Below are 21,333 nucleotides of genomic sequence, written 5' to 3'. Positions count from 1 at the left end.
AGGTTCTTTTGGTTATGAGTGATTTGGTAGCCAGCTGAGGGTGAAGGTCAGTTGCTCAGCTTTCAAGAGGTCTTGGTGTTGAATGCCAGATACTATGGTCTTGTCCAATCGACATTCTTTGACAAAGTTGAAGTGGCTGTGGTTTTGCTCGGCATGGATATCCAGCCATTTATTTTCCTTAGCTAGGTGGATACGGAGGTGGTCAAAGAGAGGAATTCCGAGATCGTAACTTGGTTTGCCTGGACAGGTCGGGTAGAATCCAAGAGCTGACCAGATATACCAAGCAGAGAGACTGCCATTGTCCTCATCGCCAGGATAGGCTTGCCAGCTGGGGTGAAAGGCTTTTTGACGCAAGGTCTTGATGAGAAGGGCAGTGTAGTCTGGATAGTTGCTGTAGCGAAAGAGATATGGAATGTGGAAGCTAGGCTGGTTAGAGATGGCGACTTGTCCAAAGGGAGCTGTTGCCATCTCGCTCATTTCATGAATCTCGTAACCATAGCCAGTCGTTTCAAAGAGAGGAGCATCCTGACAGGCTTTCAAAAGGTAGTGGCTAAAGGTTTCTTTTCCACCCATCAGTTGGATTAAGCCAGGGATGTCGTGTAGAACGCCCAAAGTCGCTTGAATGGCAGAACATTCGGCGTAGTCTCGTCCCCAACTGTAAGGAGAGAAGTCAGGTCGGAAGTTGCCTTGACTGTCTCGCGCACGCATATAGCCTGTCTCAGAGTCAAAGAGATGACGGAAATTCTGCGATGCGACCTTATAAGTCTCAGCGATGTCATTCTGACCAAGCTTTTGGGCGCAGCTAGCGATACAAAAATCGCTATAGGCATAGTCTAGGGTGTGACTGACGCTTTCGTGATTGTCTGAGGATAGATAGCCCAGTTCTTGGTATTGGGCCAAACCGTGGCGACCGTTGATGCCAAGAGGATCAGACTCGGTGGCTGTCTCCAGCATGGCTTGGAGGAATTCTTCTTCCAAGTCGGGGGTTATGTCCTTGCAGGCGCTATCTGCGATAATGCCGTCTAAAAGAGTGCCAGGCATCATGCCACGCTCATCTGGAGCCAGCCATTTTGGCAGGAAACCAGTATCGCGGTAGCTATTGAGGAAACCTTCTAGAAAGCGGTGATAGTGTTCCGGTATGATAAGGGCAAAGAGGGGGAAGGTGGTGCGGAAGGTATCCCAGAAACCATTGTTGCTAAAGAGGACACCGGGCTTGACAGTACCAGTAGACAAATCCATGTGGATGGCCTGCCCTGACTCGTTCACCTCATAAAATGTCTGTGGGAAAAGGAAGAGTCTGTAGAGGCAGTGATCAAAAAAGGTTCGGTCGGCTTCCCCTGTCTCCACGATATCAAAACGGTGGAGGAGATTTTCCCAGTCTGCTTGGGCATTTGCTTTACAGCTATCAAAGTCCTTTTGAGGTAGATTAAGCAGCGCTTGAGAAGGCGATATGAAAGAAGTTGCTAGTTGAATCTCGGCTTGACTGCTTGCTAAGTCAATTCGCCAGTCTCCCTCTTCTTGTGTGATAGCAAGAATATCCGTATTCATTTGTAAAGCAGTAAACAGTATCAGCGGATTTTTGTTGGTCTCTGTTTTTCCCTCTTGACGCAGGGCAAGAGTCCGCTTATCTATTTGTTCTCCTGTCAGTTCATCTGCTGCGTGAAGATAGAGGGAGAGGGCTTTGCCTTGCTTTTGCTCCAAACGAATAGAAGCGCCATAGCAAGTCGGTGTAAGCTGGGTTTCAATCTGATAGCGCAGGGAGAAAATCTTCAGATAATGAGGTTGGAAAGAGGCCTTATCCCTATCATAGGAGGATTGACGGTGAAAGAGGCTGTTTCCACCCAGATGGCCTGTGACAGGTGTCAGAAGGAGCCAAGAGTAGTCGCCAATCCAAGGACTGGGCTGGTGGGTTAATCTAATCCCCTGAAAAATAGGTAGATGCGGATCGAAAAGCCAAGCTTCCTCCTGATCACTGGTCTGGGGCACAAAATAATTCATCCCGAAAGGGACGCCTGTGTAGGGCAGGGTATTTCCTCGAGAAAAGGCATGCTTGCTAGCAGTCCCAAAGCGGGTATCGATGGTTTCAAGTAGTGGTTTCATAGTCTTTCCTTTAGCTGTTTTTCTACATTATATCAGAAAAATGAGACCTTTAGATATGGGGTTCGAAAGTAAGCAATTTTGTAGAAAAATGACTATCATTTGTGTATGTATTTTCTGTCTCAAAAACTATATACTGAACATGAAACTTGTTTGAAAGAGGAAACTGCACGATGACTTATTCGAAAGAAATTGTTAGAGAATGGCTGGATGAAGTAGCAGAGCGGGCTAAGGACCATCCGGAGTGGGTGGATGTCTTTGAGCGTTGCTATACAGACACCTTGGACAATACGGTCGAGATCCTAGAAGATGGCTCAACCTTTGTATTGACTGGGGATATTCCTGCCATGTGGCTTCGGGATTCGACAGCCCAACTCAGACCCTACCTTCATGTGGCTAAAAGAGATCCTCTCTTGCGCCAGACCATTTCAGGTTTGGTCAAGCGTCAGATGACCTTGGTGCTCAAGGATCCGTATGCCAATTCCTTCAATATTGAGGAGAACTGGAAGGGCCACCACGAGACTGACCACACGGACCTTAATGGTTGGATCTGGGAACGCAAGTACGAGGTGGACTCGCTTTGCTATCCTTTGCAACTGGCTTATCTACTTTGGAAAGAGACTGGTGAGACCAGTCAGTTTGATGAGACTTTTGTCGCAGCAACCAAGGAAATTCTCCATCTTTGGACAGTGGAACAAGACCACAACAATTCACCTTATCGTTTTGTCCGTGATACAGACCGCAAGGAAGACACCTTGGTAAATGATGGATTTGGACCTGACTTTGCAGTGACAGGTATGACCTGGTCAGCTTTTCGTCCGAGTGATGACTGCTGTCAGTATAGCTATTTGATTCCGTCCAATATGTTTGCCGTAGTTGTCTTGGGGTATGTGCAAGAAATCTTTGCAGAACTGGATCTAGCTGATAGCCAAAACATCGTGGCAGACGCTAAACGCCTGCAAGCTGAAATCCAAGAAGGAATCGAAAACTACGCTTACACCACTAACAGCAAGGGTGAAAAGATTTACGCCTTTGAAGTGGATGGTTTAGGGAATGCTAGCATCATGGATGACCCAAACGTACCAAGTTTGTTGGCTGCGCCTTATCTGGGCTACTGCGACATTGACGATGAGGTTTACCAAGCAACTCGTCGGACCATTCTGAGCCCTGAAAATCCATACTTCTACCAAGGAGAATACGCTAGCGGTCTCGGAAGTTCTCATACCTTCTATCGCTATATCTGGCCAATCGCCCTTTCTATCCAAGGTTTGACAACAAGAGATAAGGCGGAGAAGAAATTCTTGCTCGATCAGCTGGTTGCCTGCGATGGTGGAACAGGTGTTATGCACGAAAGCTTCCACGTGGATGACCCAACGCTCTACTCTCGTGAATGGTTCTCTTGGGCCAACATGATGTTCTGTGAATTAGTCTTGGATTACCTGGATATTCGCTAGTCAGTTCTTTAGTTAGATAGAAATAAAAATTTAAATTTAGAATGAGGTTTTACTTCATGGAAAATGTTGTTGTACATATTATCTCACATAGTCACTGGGACCGTGAGTGGTACTTACCTTTTGAAAGCCACCGTATGCAGTTGGTGGAGTTGTTTGACAATCTTTTTGATCTCTTTGAAAATGACCCTGAGTTTAAGAGTTTCCACTTGGATGGACAAACTATTGTCCTGGATGACTACTTGGAAATTCGTCCTGAAAATCGCGACAAGGTCCAAGGTTACATCGACCAAGGCAAACTTAAAATTGGTCCCTTTTACATCTTGCAGGATGATTACTTGATTTCTAGTGAAGCCAACGTCCGCAACACCTTGATTGGTCAAGCAGAATGTGCAAAATGGGGCAAATCCACTCAGATTGGTTACTTCCCAGATACCTTTGGAAATATGGGACAAGCTCCCCAAATCCTTCAAAAATCAGGCATTCACGTGGCAGCCTTTGGCCGTGGTGTCAAGCCGATTGGATTTGACAACCAAGTTCTCGAAGATGAGCAGTTTACTTCCCAGTTTTCAGAAATGTACTGGCAGGGTGCGGACGGAAGTCGTGTCCTCGGTATCCTCTTTGCCAACTGGTACAGTAACGGGAATGAAATCCCAGTTGATAAGGACGAAGCCCTGGCCTTCTGGAAACAAAAATTGTCAGACGTGCGTGACTATGCTTCGACCAACCAATGGTTGATGATGAACGGCTGTGACCACCAGCCTGTACAGCGCAATCTGAGCGAAGCCATTCGTGTGGCCAATGAACTCTTCCCAGATGTGACTTTTGTGCATAGTTCCTTTGATGACTATGTTCATGCAGTAGAAAGTGCTCTACCTGAGCAACTATCTACCGTTACGGGTGAGTTGACCAGTCAAGAAACAGATGGTTGGTACACACTTGCCAATACTTCTTCATCACGAATTTACCTCAAACAAGCCTTCCAAGAAAATAGCAACTTGCTAGAACAAGTGGTGGAGCCATTGACCGTCATCACTGGTGGTCACAACCATAAGGACCAGTTGACCTATGCTTGGAAAGTCCTTCTACAAAATGCGCCACATGACAGTATCTGTGGCTGTAGTGTGGACGAGGTTCACCGTGAGATGGAAACACGTTTTGCCAAGGTCAACCAAGTTGGAAACTTCGTTAAGACCAATCTTCTCAACGAGTGGAAGGGCAAAATCGCAACCCACGAAGCCCAAAGCGACCATCTCTTTACGGTCATCAACACAGGCTTGCATGACAAGGTTGATACTGTCAGCACAGTGATTGATGTGGCGACTTGTGATTTCAAGGAATTGCACCCAACAGAAGGCTATAAGAAGATGGCAGCCTTGACCTTGCCAAGCTACCGTGTCGAAGACTTAGAAGGGCATGCTGTAGAAGCGAAAATCGAAGATCTGGGAGCTAATTTTGAGTATGATTTGCCAAAAGACAAGTTCCGTCAGGCTCGTATCGCTCGACAAGTGCGCGTGACAGTGCCTGTTCATCTGGCACCACTTTCTTGGACAACCTTCCAATTGCTTGAAGGACAACAAGAACACCGTGACGGTATTTACCAAAACGGAGTGATTGATACGCCATTTGTAACGGTCAGTGTGGATGATACTATCACAGTCTACGACAAGACAACTCATGAAGCGTATGAGGATGTTGTTCGCTTTGAAGACCGTGGTGACATCGGAAATGAGTACATCTATTTCCAACCAAAAGGAACAGAGCCTATCTACGCCGAACTGAAAGGCTATGAGGTCTTGGAAAATACAGCTCGTTTTGCCAAGATCTTGCTCAAACATGAATTGACAATTCCAGTAAGTGCAGATGAAAAACTGGATGCGGAACAAAGAGGCATCATTGAGTTTATGACGCGTGAAGCTGGGCGTTCAGATGAATGGACAAGCATTCTTCTTGAAACAGAGATGACCGTCTTTGTCGACAATCCACAAATTCGTTTCAAGACTCGCTTTACTAACACAGCCAAGGACCACCGTATCCGTCTCTTGGTTAAGACTCATAACACTAGTCCAAGCAATGACTCGGAAAGCATTTATGAGGTAGTGACACGACCAAACAAACCAGCAGCTTCATGGGAAAATCCTGAAAATCCTCAACACCAACAAGCCTTTGTCAGTCTGTATGACGATGAAAAAGGGGTGACGGTGGCAAATAAAGGATTGCACGAGTATGAAATCCTTGGAGACGACACCATTGCAGTGACCATTCTTCGTGCCTCAGGTGAGTTAGGTGACTGGGGTTACTTCCCAACACCAGAGGCTCAATGCTTGCGTGAGTTTGAAGTCGAGTTTGCGCTTGAATGCCACCAAGCAGGGGAGCGCTTCTCAGCCTTCCGTCGTGCTAAAGCCTTCCAAACACCATTCACTAGTCTTCAGGTTGCTAAACAAGAAGGAAGTGTGGCAGCGACTGGTAGCCTCTTGAGTCATGCGGCACTCAGCTTACCACAAGTTTGCCCAACAGCCTTTAAAGTGGCGGAAAATGAAGAAGGATATGTCCTCCGTTACTACAATATGAGTCAAGAAAATGTTCGCATATCTGAACACCAACAAACCATTTTGGACTTACTTGAGCGACCATATCCAGTTCATTCAGGACTCTTAGCACCACAAGAAATTCGTACAGAATTGATCAAAAAAGAAGACATTTAACAGTTTTAAAGTGTTTTATAACTAATGCTATGAGATAGAAAGGAGGGGCGAAAGAGTAAGGATAAACTACTGATTCGCCCCTTTTTTGGTGAAAATATGACGATTGCAACCATTGATATTGGAGGGACTGGGATTAAGTTTGCCAGTCTGACTCCTGATGGAAAAATACTAGATAAGACAAGTACACCGACACCAGAAACCCTAGAAGATTTACTGGCATGGCTAGACCAACGCTTGGCAGAACAAGATTATAAGGGCATTGCCATGAGCGTTCCAGGCGCGGTCAATCAAGAAACGGGTGTGATTGAGGGAATCAGTGCCGTGCCTTACATCCATGGCTTTTCTTGGTATGAAGCGCTTGCTCATCATCAGCTACCTGTCCATCTAGAAAATGATGCCAACTGTGTTGGACTGAGTGAACTGCTGGCTCACCCAGAGATTGAAAATGCAGCCTGTGTCGTGATTGGGACAGGAATCGGCGGTGCCATGATTATCAATGGCAAGCTTCATCGAGGTCGCCACGGCTTAGGTGGTGAGTTTGGCTATATGACAACCATTGAACCAGCTGAAAAACTCAACAACTGGTCGCAACTAGCGTCAACTGGAAATATGGTGCGATACGTGATTGAAAAATCTGGTCAGACTGACTGGGACGGACGCAAAGTTTACCAAGAAGCGGCAGCCGGCAAGGCCCTTTGTCAAGAAGCGATTGAACGCATGAATCGAAATCTGGCGCAAGGTCTGCTCAATATTCAGTATCTCATCGACCCAGATGTTATTAGTCTGGGAGGCTCTATCAGCCAAAATCCAGACTTTATCCAAGGTGTCAAGAAGGCTGTCGATAACTTTGTCGAGACCTACGAAGAATACACGGTCGCACCAGTTATCCAAGCTTGCACCTATCATGCAGATGCCAATCTCTATGGTGCCCTTGTCAACTGGCTGCAGGAGGAAAATCAATGGTAAGATTTACAGGACTTAGTCCCAAACAAGAGCAAGCATTAGAGTTGCTTAAAAAGCATATTTCGCTAGCAGATGTAGAGGTAGCAGTCGCTCAGTCTGACCAAGCCTCTATCTCTATCAAGGGTGAGGGAGGCCACTATCAACTGACTTATCGCAAACCTCACCAACTTTACCGCGCCTTGTCCTTATTGGCAACAGCTCTAGTAGAAGCTGACAAAGTAGCGATTGAGGAGCAGGCAGCTTATGAAGATTTGGCCTACATGGCAGACTGTTCTCGAAATGCGGTGCTGAATGTGGCTTCTGCCAAACAGATGATTGAGGTCTTGGCTCTCATGGGTTATTCAACCTTTGAGCTCTACATGGAAGATACTTATCAGATTGAGGGGCAACCTTACTTTGGTTATTTCCGTGGTGCCTACTCGGCTGAGGAGTTGCAGGAAATAGAAGCCTACGCCCAGCAGTTTGACATGACCTTTGTGCCTTGCATCCAGACCTTGGCCCACTTGTCAGCCTTCGTCAAATGGGGTGTCAAAGAAGTGCAAGAACTCCGTGATGTAGAGGACATTCTCCTTATCGGTGAAGAAAAGGTGTATGACCTGATTGATGGCATGTTTGCCACTCTGTCTAAACTGCAGACACGCAAGGTCAATATTGGGATGGACGAAGCCCACTTGGTTGGTTTGGGGCGCTACCTCATTTTGAACGGTGTTGTGGACCGTAGTCTCCTCATGTGTCAACACTTGGAGCGCGTGCTGGATATTGCCGATAAGTATGGTTTCCACTGCCAAATGTGGAGTGACATGTTCTTCAAACTCATGTCAGCAGATGGCCAGTACGACCGTGATGTGGAAATTCCTGAGGAAACTCGTGTTTACCTAGACCGTCTCAAAGATCGTGTAACCTTGGTTTACTGGGATTATTACCAAGATAGCGAAGAAAAGTACAATCGTAATTTCCGCAATCACCACAAGATTAGCCAAGATATAGCCTTTGCAGGTGGTGCTTGGAAGTGGATTGGTTTTACCCCACACAACCATTTCAGCCGTCTAGTGGCTATCGAGGCCAATAAAGCCTGTCGTGCTAATCAGATCAAAGAAGTCATCGTAACTGGTTGGGGGGACAATGGTGGGGAAACTGCCCAGTTTTCTATCCTACCCAGCTTGCAAATCTGGGCAGAACTCAGCTACCGCAATAACCTCGACCGTTTGTCTGCTCACTTCAAGACCAATACAGGTCTATCGGTTGAGGACTTTATGCAGATTGACCTAGCTAACCTCTTACCAGACTTGCCAGGCAATCTCAGCGGGATCAATCCCAACCGCTATGTCTTTTATCAGGATGTTCTCTGTCCGATTCTTGACCGGCACGTGACACCTGAACAGGACAAACCGCACTTTGCTCAGGCCGCTGAAACGCTTGCTGTTATCAAAGAAAAAGCTGGAAACTACTCTTACCTCTTTGAAACTCAGGCCCAGTTGAACCAGATTTTAAGCAGTAAAGTGGATGTGGGACGACGCATTCGTGAAGCTTATAAAGCCGGTGACAAAGTCAGCTTACAGCAAATCGCCAGACAAGAATTACCAAAACTCAGAAGCGAGATTGAACATTTCCATGCCCTCTTTAGCCATCAATGGTTGAAGGAAAACAAGGTCTTTGGCTTGGACACAGTTGATATCCGTATGGGAGGACTCTTGCAACGCATCAAGCGAGCAGAAAGTCGCATCGAGGCTTATCTAGCTGGTCAGCTTGACCGCATCGACGAGTTAGAAGTGGAAATCTTACCATTTACTGACTTCTACGCAGACAAGGGATTTACAGCCACAACAGCCAACCAGTGGCACACTATTGCGACAGCTTCGACGATTTATACGACTTAAAGGTCTTTTTTCCGAGTCAGAATGTTTCTCGTGAAACCTATTTCTTATAAAAAACTTCTCCACAAAAAATAATTTGTGGAGTTTTTTCTATAATTAGTAGTTTAACCTAGCCTTCAAATAGGAGTATACTAATAATGTAATCGTTATCAAACCTAAAAATTCGATGAAATCAGTTTTTAGGAATAAAAAGGGAGGAAATTATGAAAAAGTTTTCAAAGACCTTGAGAGATAACTGGATCTTTCTCTTGATGGTTTTACCAGGGGCACTCTGGTTGATTCTATTCTTTTACATTCCAGTATTTGGGAATGTGGTCGCCTTTAAAGACTACCATATGACCAGTAATGGTTTCATAGATAGTATTGTGAATAGTAAATGGGTCGGGTTAGATAATTTCAGATTCTTGTTCAGTTCAAAAGATGCCTTTATCATCACTCGTAATACCGTTCTTTACAATCTCGGCTTTATCTTTATCGGTTTGATTGTATCAGTAGGGATTGCCATCATCCTCAGCGAGCTTCGCTCTAAAAGAATGGTTAAGATTTTCCAAACGTCTATGTTGTTCCCTTACTTCCTGTCATGGGTTATCATCAGTTTCTTTACAGATGCCTTCCTAAACATTGACAAAGGGGTCTTCAACCATTTCCTAACATCCATTGGCATGAAGGAAGTCAACTTCTACGCTGACTTAGGCATTTGGCCATACCTTCTCCTTTTCCTAGGTATTTGGAAAGGCTTTGGATATAGCAGTGTCATGTACTATGCGACAATCATGGGAATTGACCCAACCTACTACGAAGCAGCAACAGTGGACGGGGCGAGCAAGTGGCAACGTATTCGCAACGTAACCATTCCTCAGTTGACTCCGCTTGTAACAGTCTTGACCATCCTTGCAGTCGGAAATATCTTCCGTGCAGACTTTGGTCTCTTCTATCAAATTCCACACAATGCTGGTCAGCTTTACAATGTAACCAACGTTTTGGACGTATATGTCTTTAATGGTTTGACTCAGACAGCAGATATCGGTATGGCTTCAGCAGCCGGTCTTTACCAATCCGTTGTCGGTTTGATTCTGGTTATCCTATCAAACTTGCTTGCAAGACGAGTTGATCCAAACTCAGCCTTGTTCTAGAAAGGAGGAGAATATGGCAGAAAAGAAAATTAAAAAAGAAAAAATTGATAATGTCGGCATTCACTCCTTCAGTAAGAAAGCAGATATCTTCTTTAGTATCATCTCTGGTTTGATCGCTCTTTCTTGTATCCTACCCTTTGTATTCGTTATCGTTATTTCGGTGACAGATGAAAAGAGTATCCTCCAAAATGGATATAGCTTCTTCCCATCTCAATTTGGCTTAGACGGTTTTGAGTTTTTGGCACAGTTTAAGGATAAAATCCTCCAAGCCCTCTTCATCTCAGTCTTTGTAACAGTGGTGGGGACTATCACAAACGTTTTTATCACAACAACTTATGCCTACGCTATTTCACGGACAACCTTTAAGTATCGCAGATTCTTTACGATTTTTGCCCTTCTTAGTATGTTGTTCAACGCTGGTTTGGTACCGGGCTATATCGTGGTAACTCGTTTACTTCAACTTGGTGATACAGTTTGGGCTTTGATTGTTCCAATGCTTCTCTCACCATTTAACATCATCTTGATGCGTTCCTTCTTCAAGAAGACCATTCCAGAAGCTATTCTAGAATCCGCTCGTATTGATGGTGCTAGTGAGGCCCGGATCTTCTTCCAAATCTGTTTGCCATTGTCACTACCAGGTATTGCAACCATCACGCTCTTGACAGCTCTTGGTTTCTGGAATGACTGGTTCAATGCCCTTCTTTACATCAAGAGTGACAACTTGTATCCATTGCAATATTTGCTCATGCAAATCCAACAAAATATGGATTACATCGCCAAAGCAGTCGGCCTATCTGGTCAACTGGGAGTTGCTCTTCCAAAAGAAACAGGTCGTATGGCCATGGTTGTGGTCGCAACCCTTCCAATCGCGATTTTGTATCCATTCTTCCAACGCTACTTTGTAAAAGGTTTGACTATCGGTGGTGTGAAAGAATAGTACTTGTCGAGAAAAATCATTTCTCATTTCCAAACTTCCCTTGCGTGAAGTTAAGATCATTATATTGTTTATAAGTTTAAAAATAAAAAAAGGAGTTTTTGTCATGAAAAACTGGAAAAAATATGCTTTTGCATCTGCTAGCGTAGTCGCTTTGGCTGCAAGTCTTGCTGCTTGTGGAAACCTTACAGGTAACAACAAAAAAGCTGCAGATACTACTTCAGGTGAAAAACCTGTAATCAAAATGTACCAAATCGGTGACAAACCAGATAACTTGGATGAATTGCTAGAAAATGCAAACAAAATCATCGAAGAAAAAGTCGGTGCTAAATTGGACATCCAATACCTTGGATGGGGTGACTATGATAAGAAAATGTCTGTTATCACATCATCTGGTGAAAACTATGATATCGCATTTGCATCTAACTATGTCGTAAATGCTCAAAAAGGTGCTTATGCTGACTTGACTGAATTGTATAAAAAAGAAGGAGCAGAGCTTTACAAAGCACTTGACCCAGCTTACATCAAAGGGAACACTGTAAACGGTAAGATCTATGCAGTACCAGTTGCAGCTAACGTTGCATCATCTCAAAACTTTGCCTTCAACGGAACTCTTCTTGCTAAATACGGTATCGATATTTCAGGTGTCACTTCATACGAAACACTTGAGCCAGTCTTGAAACAAATCAAAGAAAAAGCTCCAGATGTAGTACCATTTGCGGTTACGAAGAACTTTATTCCATCTGATAACTTTGACTACCCAGTACCAAACGGACTTCCATTTGTTATTGACCTTGAAGGAGACACTACTAAGATCGTAAACCGTTACGAAGTGCCTCGTTTCAAAGAACATTTGAAGACTCTTCACAAATTCTATGAAGCTGGATACATTCCAAAAGACGTAGCAACAAGCGACACTTCATTTGACCTTCAACAAGATACTTGGTTCGTTCGTGAAGAAACAGTAGGACCAGCTGACTACGGTAACAGCTTGCTCTCACGTGTTGCTAACAAAGACATCCAAATCAAACCAATCACTAACTTTATCAAGAAAAACCAAACAACACAAGTTGCCAACTTTGTTATCTCAAACAACTCTAAGAACAAAGAAAAATCAATGGAAGTGTTGAACCTCTTGAACACGAACCCTGAACTCTTGAACGGTCTTGTTTACGGTCCAGAAGGCAAGAACTGGGAAAAAATTGAAGGTAAAGAAAACCGTGTACGCGTCCTTGATGGCTACAAAGGAAATACTCACATGGGTGGATGGAACACTGGTAACAACTGGATTCTTTACATCAACGAAAACGTTACAGACCAACAAATCGAAGATTCTAAGAAACAATTGGCAGAAGCTAAAGAATCTCCAGCACTTGGATTCATCTTTAACACTGACAATGTGAAATCTGAAATCTCAGCAATTTCTAACACAATGCAACAATTCGATACAGCTATCAACACTGGTACTGTAGACCCAGATAAAGCTATTCCAGAATTGATGGAAAAATTGAAATCTGAAGGTTCCTACGAAAAAGTATTGAACGAAATGCAAAAACAATACGACGAATTCTTGAAAAACAAAAAATCATAAAATCGATTGATTTCGTGTATTCATTCCTAATTCCTAAAAATGTGATCACTGCCTTCCTTAGTTTTCTAGGGGAGGTAGTGATTTTTAGGATGTAAACATGAAAAGAGTGGTTCTGAGGTTTTATACGATGTGATACACATACATCTATAGGGGATTTATTATGAAAAAATATCGCCTTCTTTTCAAAATGAGTGCTGTCTTCTCTTACCTATTTTTCGTATTTGGCCTTTCTCAGCTGACGCTTATTGTCCAAAACTATTGGCAATTTTCTTCCCAGATTGGCAATTTCTTCTGGATTCAAAATATCTTGAGTTTGCTATTTAGCGGAGTCATGATTTGGATTCTGGTTAAGACAGGGCACGGCTATCTTTTTCGCATTCCAAGAAAAAAATGGCTTTGGTATTCGATTTTAACAGTATTAGTGGTAGTGCTCCAGATCTCTTTTAACGTTCAGACAGCTAAACATGTCCAGTCAACTGCTGAAGGTTGGGCTGTATTGATTGGTTATAGTGGGACTAACTTTGCAGAGCTAGGTATCTATATAGCCCTGTTCTTTCTGATTCCACTGATGGAAGAGTTAGTCTATAGAGGATTACTGCAACACGCCTTTTTTAAAGATTCGAGATTTGCTCTTGATTTGCTTCTTCCGTCCATTTTATTTGCTCTCCCTCATTTTTCAAACTTTCCTAGTCTGTTAGATATCTTCGTCTTTGCAACAGTTGGAATCATCTTTGCTGGTTTGACCCGCTATACCAAGAGCATTTATCCATCCTATGCGGTGCATGTGATTAATAATATTGTAGCGACCCTACCATTTTTGCTGACTTTTTTACATAGGGTGTGGTAAAATACTAGCACAAGAGTAAGAATTATAGTTTATCAAGTATTTCAGGAGGAAAATAAGAATGACACCATTAAAATGGTTTGCAGGAGGAAGTGAACGGCGTTGTGAAGCTATGACCATCATAGATTATCTATTGGAAGATATAAAGGCTGCGCCTCAACTTACTCCCTTGAAAAATCAGTTAGTGATTTATCAAAAACGATTAGAGGATGATGGAACCTCTACTCCATTTATTCTGAGCCAAATGAACGTCGACATCTCACGTGTGTTGATTGATAATAAGTTGATTTTGTCAGAAAATCAATCCGAGCAAATAAAAAAGTTGAGAGAATTATCTGCTATTCGCTATGGCTGCTAATGAAATGTAGGAATGAGCCTCCCTCTACAATTTCCGGTCAAATAAATTGCATTCGTTTTCCCAAGTGGGTATACTAGTATAGTTGAATGAAAAATTCTGAAAATTTAAGAATAGAAAAGAGAACAAATCTTATGGCAAAAGATATTCGTGTCTTACTTTACTACCTCTATACTCCAATTGAAAATGCAGAGCAATTTGCAGCAGATCACTTGGCTTTCTGTAAATCAATCGGCCTTAAAGGTCGTATCCTAGTCGCTGACGAGGGAATCAACGGAACCGTTTCAGGTGACTACGAAACAACTCAAAAATACATGGACTACGTTCACAGCCTCCCAGGAATGGAAGACCTCTGGTTCAAGATTGACGAAGAAAATGAACAAGCCTTCAAGAAGATGTTTGTTCGCTACAAGAAAGAAATTGTTCACCTTGGTTTGGAAGACAACGACTTTGACAACGACATCAACCCACTTGAGACAACAGGTGCATACTTGTCTCCAAAAGAGTTTAAAGAAGCCCTTCTTGACGAAGATACCGTTGTCCTTGACACACGTAACGATTATGAGTACGACCTAGGACATTTCCGTGGGGCTATCCGTCCAGACATCCGCAACTTCCGTGAGTTGCCACAATGGGTTCGTGATAATAAAGAAAAATTCATGGACAAGCGTGTCGTAGTTTACTGTACAGGTGGGGTTCGCTGTGAGAAATTCTCAGGCTGGATGGTGCGTGAAGGCTACAAAGATGTTGGCCAATTGCACGGAGGAATCGCAACTTATGGTAAAGACCCAGAAGTTCAAGGTGAGCTTTGGGATGGGAAAATGTATGTCTTTGACGAGCGTATCGCAGTTGATGTCAACCATGTTAACCCAACCATCGTAGGGAAAGACTGGTTTGATGGAACACCATGTGAACGCTATGTCAATTGTGGCAATCCCTTCTGTAACCGTCGTATCCTGACATCAGAAGAAAATGAAGATAAGTACCTTCGTGGATGCTCACACGAGTGCCGTGTTCACCCACGCAACCGCTATGTTGCTGAAAATGAATTGACACAAGCAGAAGTGGTGGAGCGCTTAGCTGCTATCGGTGAAAGCTTGGATCAAGTCGCTACAGTATAAAGCAAACAGCCTTTAGGGGCTGTTTTTCTATGCTTTTTATCTAAAAATCTAAAATTTGTTTCTGTATCTTTCAGGAAAATAGGGTATACTATGTGTAAACGATTTCAAAGGAGGCAAGTTATGGCGAAAACATTTTTTATCCCAAATAAAGAAAGCATTCTAGGACAACAGGAGGTCTTGACTGCCAAGTCCATCTTGGCCTTGGTGGAGGGCTTGGAGTCGCATAGTTATGATGCAGTCTATCTCCGTCAGCCCCTCAATCGTCTCGAATACATGGAGTGTGGGATTGTAGGTCAGTCGCAATTTCTCTTCAAAGTGAACTATGCGGATAGTCGAAAAGGCTATCAAGTGGTGATTCCAGACTTCCTTACCAGAGCGGACTGGGAGATTGTAGAGACTCTCCTCAAAGCCCTATCGAGCAAGTTGGGGCATGTGGTAGAAGGGCTAGAAGGGTTTGAATTTGAAGCTTATTTCCGAGAAACGATCCAGCATTATCTAGCTGATAAAGCGACTCGTCTAGTATACTGCCAAGGGCTCTTGTCCCCTATCTATCTCAACAAGGAATACCTCGAGAGCTTTTTGGCTGAGAATGGATTGGCACGTTTTGAAGAGCTGGTCAAGAAGGTTCAAGGCTCTGATGCCTACCTTGCCAGTGTAAAATTTTACCCGGATGCTCAAGGTAGGGTGCACGGTATCTATCACCTAGCCCAGGGAGTCAAGACGATTTTGCCAAAGGAACCCTTTGTACCAGCTCCTTATACGGAGCAGCTGGCAGGCAAGGAACTTGTTTGGGAGATTGACCTAGTGACGATTTCTGGTGATGGGTCCAAAGCAGAAGACTACGAATCCATCGCTCGCTTGGACTATGCAAGATTCCTAGAGTCACTACCAACAGAATTTTGCCAGCAACTAGATGCCAATCAACTAGAAGTACAAGTCATTTTGGGAAAAGACTTTGAAGAATTGGCAGCCGTCAAGTAGCCACGGCTCAAAAAAGAGTAAGCATAAAAATCCCTGTCATTAACAAATGGCAGGGATTTTGGTTAAAAGAATGTCAGGATGCGAAGGTAGTCAACTGTCAGCGCGAGCTCTGCAATGAAGAAGGGTAAGAGAATGGCGCCATCAAGTAAGACAGCTAGCAGGAAACGATAAAATGGGTCGAGGCTACTGGTCTTACTTGGCTTGCTAATCACAAAGAGATTGGCAAGGGCAAAGATGGCCATGCTTAGAAGAGTGAGGATGCCAGCAAATCGTAAGCCACCAAAGAGTGCAAAGAAACTTGCTAGAGCTATTAGGACAAGTGGGATAGCAAAGAGTCTGCTGTAACGATCGCAAGCTTCTTGGAATGTGAAGTCACTCTCCTGATCCAGCACACGTCGGACAGTAAAGCCTCCCAAAATGATGGAAAAGTAAAATAGAGCGCTAGCGACCAAGATAGAAAGGCCAGCAAAGAGATCCAAAGGTGGGAGCTGGTTAGGAGAACTATTAGCAATAGAAATCATATAGCCATAGTAGAGGTGCTTGATATGATAGATACTAAAGAAAAGATTAATCGAAGACAGCAAGGTGAGCAGGGCAAAGACACTATAACGATGCTTTTGGTCCCTAGTCTTGCTGGTAGTTGGTTCTTGGATAGCATCCAGCAGCCAAGACCAAAATAGTGCGATTTCTTCTTTGAATCGAGCAGTTTTGCGGGGGTCAATGTCTGGGATATAGGGACTTTCTAAAGCCTTGCTAAGGATACTTTTCTCTTTTGTAGGGTTTTCTTGCTTGTGTTCCTCTTCAGCTTTCCCTTCTCCCTCTTCCTCGGTTTGGGCTTCCCCGATTATTTCGGGAGTTTCCTCCTCATGCGTTTCCGACTCTTTAGGTGAGATAGGAGTTTCTTCGCTTGCTTGTGGTTCAGTCTCCACAGTTTCCGAAGTCTCTGGTTGGTCGGGCTGGATTTCTGATTTCGTCTGAGGTGATTTCTTCTCAAGGTCGGTACTTTCAAACCATTCTTGTGTCATGGTGGAACCTCCTTTTTTTATGGTCGTTTCTATCTTTAGCCTAGCAGATGAAAGCGTTTTTGTCAATGGTTTCTAGACGGAGCAGAGTGCTCTTCTTTAGGTAGGTAGATATCTTGGTTGGCTTTTGCAATGAGTAGATCTTTGATATCTGCTTTTTCAGTTTTATAAGGGTTGGCAAGTTGATTCTCTTTTTGTCCACGATGTTCTTCTTTGGGTTTATGATAGATACCACCATGTTGAGAAGAAAGATCTAGATTGATACGGTCAGTCTCTTTCTGGGAGAGAATGAGGTTTAGAGTGGAATGGGCCTCTAGCTCAACCTTGCCGTGGACCTTGATATTCTCAGCATAGATGTGTTCCCTTTCCGTCTTGACCTGGCTATCTGTAAATTCGGTATCAAAGATATTGATGATATGAGGTGTCGTTAGTGTACTATTCTTGATAGAGCTTTCTGTTAGTCTTAAGAGATAGCCTTTTGTTTTGATTGTCGCATTTTCAAGATTGGCTTGACGAATAGTGGTTTGTCCACGATTGGCTGAGACGGTGATAGCTTGCAGCTTTCTTCCTTTAGGGAGGGAGAGAACGACTTCGTCAAAACGATTAGAATAGTTGCTGGCGATACGAAGTAGGCCTTCGATTCCTGAACCGAGAAAGCGATGTTGGGAGGCTTGTTTGTCAGTGACGCTTAGTGTTTTGTCACTCATGCCAGTAGTCAGATCGTGACGACCAGACACGGAAGGATGATAGGTGATGTGAATCTTGTCATCTACAGACTCTGTGATGGTTAGGCTATGTTCCTCAAGGGTCAAATCAAGCTTTTCCACTTCACTTCCAAAGGTCACTTCTTCGATACGATTGTCATAGACGGGGTCTTTTGACATGGCAAGCAAACTTTGAATACCATTGGACTGCGCACCTACAATGATCATGATAAAACCGAGGATTGTAGAAACCACACCAAAAATGAGAAATCCTTTTGTCAATTTACGCATGTCTATCACCTCTCTTTCCTTTTTTAAGAATCCATTGTGCTAAGCGGACGATTAGGAGACCAAAGAAACGGGCTACATAGGAGATACCTAGTAGAACAAGAGAAGAAGCACCGATAGAAAGCAAACCGGCCCCAAAAATCAAGATAAAGGCAGATTTGGCTTCGACCAGAACACTAAAGCTCTCTATGATAAAGAGTCCACCTAGCAGGATACCCGTCACCGAAACAGTGAAAAAGGCTAGAATGACGGAGACAGCTGCGATAAAAATACCGATGATGGCCATGAGGATGCCGATCCCGACCGGAATTCCGATAGGAGCTACTAGCAGAGCCAGGAGGGCAATGTGTAGCAGTTGGCGATCATTCTTTTGAGCAGGTGCCTCATTGACCTTTTTATCGAGAAGATCAGAGAGGATATCATGGGCAGCTTCTTTTGGAGTTCCCAGACTGGCAATGAGTTCTTCTTCGCCCTCTGGACCTGCATCGTCAAATAGTTCCTTAAAGTAGTCCATGGCTTCGATGCGGTCAGCTTCAGGTAGTTTATGGAGATAGGTTTCTAACTGAGTCAGATAGTCAGTTCTTGTCATGGCGGATACTCCCTTCTATGATGCCGTTGACGGTTTCGGTATAGAGCGTCCACTCTTCCTTTAGAGTAACGAGCTGCTCTACGCCCCGATTGGTCAAGGAGTAGTATTTGCGCATACGCCCCTGAAACTCTCTAGAGTAGGTGGTTAGAAAGCCACTGGCTTCCAATTTTTTGAGAATGGGATAGAGCGTAGATTCTTTGATATTGGCGATGAGCTTAATGGTTTGGCTAATCTCATAACCATAAGAATCCCCCTGCTCCAGTACAGCCAAGATGAGAAACTCGATCAAGGCAGAGGATGTTGGGAAGTACATGGGAAACCTCCTTTATATTATATAAAAATTTTATATATACTCTTTTCAAATATATTGTATCTCAAGTTGAAAGCCCTGTCAAGAAATATGTGTAAAAATTTTACATATAAAAAAACTCCTAGTATAAACTAGAAGTTTAGAGGATTTTATCAGCCCGATCCACCATAAAGAGTGAGATGGTCATGATGATATCGATGGCTAGAAGGGCAAGGACAGCTGGGATCCAAGATTGAAAAAGTTCAAAACTATAACCAAACAAGGCAGGACCAAAGGCCGCCAAGATGTAGCCTCCTGTTTGCGCTAGTCCTGATAGCTGAGCTGTCTTTTCAGGAGAACTGGTTTTAAGAGAAAAGCAAACCATGAGGTAGGGGAAGAGGGCACTGCAGGCCGTTCCAATCAAGAGATGGACAACTAACCAGTAGAGGAAATTATTGGCTGGATACAAGAGCATGGCAATTCCCATCATACCAGCGATAGAGATAATTGCCAGCATGATTCGACGGTAACCATCTGATAGACGAGTCGTCAGACTTGGAACAGTCATCGAAAAAGGAATGCTGATCAGTGAGAAAATAGAAGCGAGGAGAGCCGCATCACTATTAGAAATACCAGCACTAACAGCCATAGTTGGCAACCAGGTCATACTTGTATAAAAGAGCAAGGACTGAAGCCCGCCAAAGATAATGATAGCCCAGACATCTTTACTTTTTAGAATATTCTCTTTGACTTGCTTTTCTTTTTGGCTTTCTAGGCGGTGATTGTGGCGATGATTTGGCAACCAGACTAGTAGAGTGACCAGACAGAGAAAGCTGAGAACGAGGATGAGGCCCTTCCAAGAACTAGCTTGGGTGATAGGGACGGATAGATAAGAAGCGATGGCTGTCGAAATTCCCATGGCAGTGACATAGAGAGTTGTTAGGAAACTAATCTTTTGAGGCTGATTTGCCTGGATCATACTTGGGAGGAGTACATTGAAGATCGCTATGCTTGCTCCCACAATTAGGGTTCCTAGATAAAGAAGGGGAAGATTGAAGATACGAATGACAGAGCCAACAGTTAAGAGGAGGAGACAGTAAGTAAAGAGGTGTTCCAACCCGATTTTTTGTGCCAAGCGGCTTGCAAAAGCAGAGAAAAGAGCAAACATCAAGAGAGGGAGACTGGTTAAAATCCCAAGAGAGCTAACCTCCACTCCTAGTCCCTGAGCGATATCTCCTAAAATGGTTGGAAGAGCAGTAAAAGGAGAGCGTAAAACAGTCCCGATTAAGACAATTCCTAGAACAAAAAAGAGTGATTGTTTTTTCATAAAAACCTCGATAGGATGATTTTAATAACAGCTTATTTTAAGGTTTTTTCCTTATAATGTCAAGTAATGATAGCCAAGACAGATAAATCAATGGAAGTGAAAATAAAGTGAAAAGGGACAGATTTCTTTACTAGAATTTTCCTTGATTTGATATAAAAATAGGAAACTAGGAGAATTTGTGATAAAATAGTGGAAGGAAATCTATACATTGGAGAAAAACTGTGCCTGAAAAGCAAAAAATCAGCGTCTTGATGTCGGTCTATGTAAAGGAAAATCCGACGTTTTTAAGAGATGCTATCAAAAGTGTTCAAAACCAGACCTTGAAACCGAGCGAACTTGTTCTTGTTGAGGATGGGCCGCTCACACCCGAACTCTATCAGGTGCTAGATGAAGTGGAAGCTCAGTCAGACATTCCAGTTAAACGGTGCCCCTTAGAAGAAAATCAAGGTTTAGGCTTGGCTCTTCGATACGGTGTTTTACAGTGCCAGTATGACATTATTGCCCGCATGGATACGGATGATTTAGCTGTTCCGGATCGTTTTGAGAAACAGCTTCAGCTAATGGAGAAAGAAGATCTCGATCTCTTAGGCGGGCATATCGCAGAGTTCATTGACAATCCAGATGAGATTGTGTCTTATCGTCGTGTTCCAACTCAGCATGCAGACATTGTGGCTTATCAGAGAATGAGAAGCGCCTTTAACCATATGACAGTCATGTTCAAAAAGGGCATGGTCCTCAAGGCAGGCAACTATGAAGATGGCCTTTACATGGAGGATGACCTCCTTTGGCTCAATATGATTGCTGCAGGTGCCAAGACTGGGAACCTAGATCAAATCTTGTGTAAGGTTCGTGTCGGTGCAGGGATGTTTGAGCGTCGAGGTGGCTTGCGTTACCTCAAACTCTATCGTCAAGCTCGCCAAAGGATGCTTGAGCGAGGGCAAATTTCTTACATGGAATATGCTAAAAGTGTAGCCATTCAGGCAATTGTTGCACTTTGTCCAGGATTTGTACGTCAGTTTATCTTCGTCAAACTTTTAAGAAAGAGAAAGTAAGCCCCGATAGACT

General features: G+C 43.6%; 18 protein-coding genes. 12 read left to right on the top strand and 6 right to left on the bottom strand.

Annotated features, from left to right (window positions below):
- Positions 1 to 12: 12 nt before the first annotated feature.
- Positions 13 to 2,100 (bottom strand): GH92 family glycosyl hydrolase, encoded by a 2,088-nt coding sequence (locus HMPREF2655_RS00925; RefSeq protein WP_000803418.1) that lies wholly within the window; start codon positions 2,098 to 2,100, stop codon positions 13 to 15.
- Between the two features lie 170 nt (positions 2,101 to 2,270).
- On the opposite strand from HMPREF2655_RS00925, the gene HMPREF2655_RS00920 reads away from it, so the two are divergent.
- From HMPREF2655_RS00920 to HMPREF2655_RS00870, 11 genes are all read left to right on the top strand, one after another.
- A complete protein-coding gene (locus HMPREF2655_RS00920) occupies positions 2,271 to 3,551 on the top strand; it encodes a glycoside hydrolase family 125 protein (protein WP_049550170.1) in 1,281 nt (426 codons plus the stop codon).
- A 56-nt stretch (positions 3,552 to 3,607) separates the two neighbouring features.
- Positions 3,608 to 6,253 (top strand): alpha-mannosidase, encoded by a 2,646-nt coding sequence (locus HMPREF2655_RS00915; RefSeq protein ID WP_070837190.1) that lies wholly within the window; start codon positions 3,608 to 3,610, stop codon positions 6,251 to 6,253.
- A gap of 96 nt (positions 6,254 to 6,349) precedes the next feature.
- A complete protein-coding gene (locus tag HMPREF2655_RS00910) occupies positions 6,350 to 7,219 on the top strand; it encodes an ROK family protein (RefSeq protein ID WP_070837188.1) in 870 nt (289 codons plus the stop codon).
- Entirely contained in the window at positions 7,213 to 9,093 is a 1,881-nt protein-coding gene (locus HMPREF2655_RS00905) for a beta-N-acetylhexosaminidase (protein ID WP_070837186.1), read from the top strand. The genes HMPREF2655_RS00910 and HMPREF2655_RS00905 overlap by 7 nt, the downstream gene beginning before the upstream one ends.
- 200 nt (positions 9,094 to 9,293) lie before the next feature.
- Positions 9,294 to 10,223 (top strand): ABC transporter permease, encoded by a 930-nt coding sequence (locus tag HMPREF2655_RS00900; RefSeq protein WP_000714584.1) that lies wholly within the window; start codon positions 9,294 to 9,296, stop codon positions 10,221 to 10,223.
- Positions 10,224 to 10,236: 13 nt separating this feature from the next.
- Complete coding sequence (locus HMPREF2655_RS00895) at positions 10,237 to 11,160, top strand: carbohydrate ABC transporter permease (protein WP_023945674.1); 924 nt, start codon at positions 10,237 to 10,239, stop codon at positions 11,158 to 11,160.
- A 103-nt stretch (positions 11,161 to 11,263) separates the two neighbouring features.
- Positions 11,264 to 12,748 (top strand): ABC transporter substrate-binding protein, encoded by a 1,485-nt coding sequence (locus HMPREF2655_RS00890; RefSeq protein WP_070837184.1) that lies wholly within the window; start codon positions 11,264 to 11,266, stop codon positions 12,746 to 12,748.
- Between the two features lie 160 nt (positions 12,749 to 12,908).
- Positions 12,909 to 13,595, top strand: coding sequence for a CPBP family intramembrane glutamic endopeptidase (locus HMPREF2655_RS00885; RefSeq protein ID WP_000760781.1), 687 nt, complete (start codon positions 12,909 to 12,911; stop codon positions 13,593 to 13,595).
- A gap of 58 nt (positions 13,596 to 13,653) precedes the next feature.
- Positions 13,654 to 13,950 (top strand): bacteriocin immunity protein, encoded by a 297-nt coding sequence (locus tag HMPREF2655_RS00880; protein ID WP_000188108.1) that lies wholly within the window; start codon positions 13,654 to 13,656, stop codon positions 13,948 to 13,950.
- A gap of 131 nt (positions 13,951 to 14,081) precedes the next feature.
- Positions 14,082 to 15,068: an oxygen-dependent tRNA uridine(34) hydroxylase TrhO gene (locus tag HMPREF2655_RS00875; RefSeq protein ID WP_001030010.1), complete on the top strand. Its 987-nt coding sequence runs from the start codon at positions 14,082 to 14,084 to the stop codon at positions 15,066 to 15,068.
- Positions 15,069 to 15,188: 120 nt separating this feature from the next.
- The gene (locus HMPREF2655_RS00870; protein ID WP_070656849.1) at positions 15,189 to 16,049 is read left to right on the top strand and encodes a DUF4299 family protein; all 861 of its coding nucleotides are present in this window, start codon (positions 15,189 to 15,191) and stop codon (positions 16,047 to 16,049) included.
- Between the two features lie 62 nt (positions 16,050 to 16,111).
- Here HMPREF2655_RS00870 and HMPREF2655_RS00865 read toward each other — a convergent pair whose 3' ends face one another.
- The 5 genes from HMPREF2655_RS00865 to HMPREF2655_RS00845 all read right to left on the bottom strand — a co-directional run bounded on the left by HMPREF2655_RS00865 (position 16,112) and on the right by HMPREF2655_RS00845 (position 20,268).
- A complete protein-coding gene (locus HMPREF2655_RS00865) occupies positions 16,112 to 17,074 on the bottom strand; it encodes a DUF6574 domain-containing protein (protein ID WP_070837182.1) in 963 nt (320 codons plus the stop codon).
- Between the two features lie 62 nt (positions 17,075 to 17,136).
- Complete coding sequence (locus HMPREF2655_RS00860; RefSeq protein WP_070837180.1) at positions 17,137 to 18,066, bottom strand: DUF4097 family beta strand repeat-containing protein; 930 nt, start codon at positions 18,064 to 18,066, stop codon at positions 17,137 to 17,139.
- Complete coding sequence (locus HMPREF2655_RS00855) at positions 18,059 to 18,652, bottom strand: DUF1700 domain-containing protein (RefSeq protein WP_070837178.1); 594 nt, start codon at positions 18,650 to 18,652, stop codon at positions 18,059 to 18,061. The genes HMPREF2655_RS00860 and HMPREF2655_RS00855 overlap by 8 nt, the downstream gene beginning before the upstream one ends.
- Positions 18,639 to 18,965, bottom strand: a complete 327-nt coding sequence (locus HMPREF2655_RS00850) for a PadR family transcriptional regulator (protein ID WP_000273861.1) — start codon at positions 18,963 to 18,965, stop codon at positions 18,639 to 18,641. The genes HMPREF2655_RS00855 and HMPREF2655_RS00850 overlap by 14 nt, the downstream gene beginning before the upstream one ends.
- Before the next feature lie 136 nt (positions 18,966 to 19,101).
- Positions 19,102 to 20,268, bottom strand: coding sequence for a CynX/NimT family MFS transporter (locus HMPREF2655_RS00845; protein ID WP_033630475.1), 1,167 nt, complete (start codon positions 20,266 to 20,268; stop codon positions 19,102 to 19,104).
- A gap of 221 nt (positions 20,269 to 20,489) precedes the next feature.
- Here HMPREF2655_RS00845 and HMPREF2655_RS00840 point away from each other — a divergent pair, with 221 nt between their 5' ends.
- On the top strand, positions 20,490 to 21,320 hold the full coding sequence (locus HMPREF2655_RS00840) for a glycosyltransferase (protein WP_033630474.1): 831 nt from the start codon (positions 20,490 to 20,492) through the stop codon (positions 21,318 to 21,320).
- Positions 21,321 to 21,333: the final 13 nt, after the last annotated feature.

The organism is Streptococcus sp. HMSC066F01, assembly GCF_001837335.1.
Classification (GTDB): domain Bacteria; phylum Bacillota; class Bacilli; order Lactobacillales; family Streptococcaceae; genus Streptococcus; species Streptococcus oralis_S.
Note: the sequence above shows the minus strand (reverse complement) of the source record. Positions and strands in the feature narration are given on the sequence as shown.

Excerpts from the sequence above, each read along its gene's own strand:
- HMPREF2655_RS00865 (WP_070837182.1), bottom strand. The coding sequence starts at position 17,074 with ATGACACAAGAATGGTTTGAAAGTACCGACCTTGAGAAGAAATCACCT.
- HMPREF2655_RS00885 (WP_000760781.1), top strand. The coding sequence starts at position 12,909 with ATGAAAAAATATCGCCTTCTTTTCAAAATGAGTGCTGTCTTCTCTTAC.
- HMPREF2655_RS00890 (WP_070837184.1), top strand. The coding sequence starts at position 11,264 with ATGAAAAACTGGAAAAAATATGCTTTTGCATCTGCTAGCGTAGTCGCT.
- HMPREF2655_RS00925 (WP_000803418.1), bottom strand. The coding sequence starts at position 2,100 with ATGAAACCACTACTTGAAACCATCGATACCCGCTTTGGGACTGCTAGC.
- HMPREF2655_RS00880 (WP_000188108.1), top strand. The coding sequence starts at position 13,654 with ATGACACCATTAAAATGGTTTGCAGGAGGAAGTGAACGGCGTTGTGAA.
- HMPREF2655_RS00855 (WP_070837178.1), bottom strand. The coding sequence starts at position 18,652 with ATGACAAGAACTGACTATCTGACTCAGTTAGAAACCTATCTCCATAAA.
- HMPREF2655_RS00920 (WP_049550170.1), top strand. The coding sequence starts at position 2,271 with ATGACTTATTCGAAAGAAATTGTTAGAGAATGGCTGGATGAAGTAGCA.
- HMPREF2655_RS00895 (WP_023945674.1), top strand. The coding sequence starts at position 10,237 with ATGGCAGAAAAGAAAATTAAAAAAGAAAAAATTGATAATGTCGGCATT.
- HMPREF2655_RS00915 (WP_070837190.1), top strand. The coding sequence starts at position 3,608 with ATGGAAAATGTTGTTGTACATATTATCTCACATAGTCACTGGGACCGT.
- HMPREF2655_RS00905 (WP_070837186.1), top strand. The coding sequence starts at position 7,213 with ATGGTAAGATTTACAGGACTTAGTCCCAAACAAGAGCAAGCATTAGAG.
- HMPREF2655_RS00850 (WP_000273861.1), bottom strand. The coding sequence starts at position 18,965 with ATGTACTTCCCAACATCCTCTGCCTTGATCGAGTTTCTCATCTTGGCT.
- HMPREF2655_RS00845 (WP_033630475.1), bottom strand. The coding sequence starts at position 20,268 with ATGAAAAAACAATCACTCTTTTTTGTTCTAGGAATTGTCTTAATCGGG.
- HMPREF2655_RS00870 (WP_070656849.1), top strand. The coding sequence starts at position 15,189 with ATGGCGAAAACATTTTTTATCCCAAATAAAGAAAGCATTCTAGGACAA.
- HMPREF2655_RS00875 (WP_001030010.1), top strand. The coding sequence starts at position 14,082 with ATGGCAAAAGATATTCGTGTCTTACTTTACTACCTCTATACTCCAATT.
- HMPREF2655_RS00900 (WP_000714584.1), top strand. The coding sequence starts at position 9,294 with ATGAAAAAGTTTTCAAAGACCTTGAGAGATAACTGGATCTTTCTCTTG.
- HMPREF2655_RS00910 (WP_070837188.1), top strand. The coding sequence starts at position 6,350 with ATGACGATTGCAACCATTGATATTGGAGGGACTGGGATTAAGTTTGCC.
- HMPREF2655_RS00860 (WP_070837180.1), bottom strand. The coding sequence starts at position 18,066 with ATGCGTAAATTGACAAAAGGATTTCTCATTTTTGGTGTGGTTTCTACA.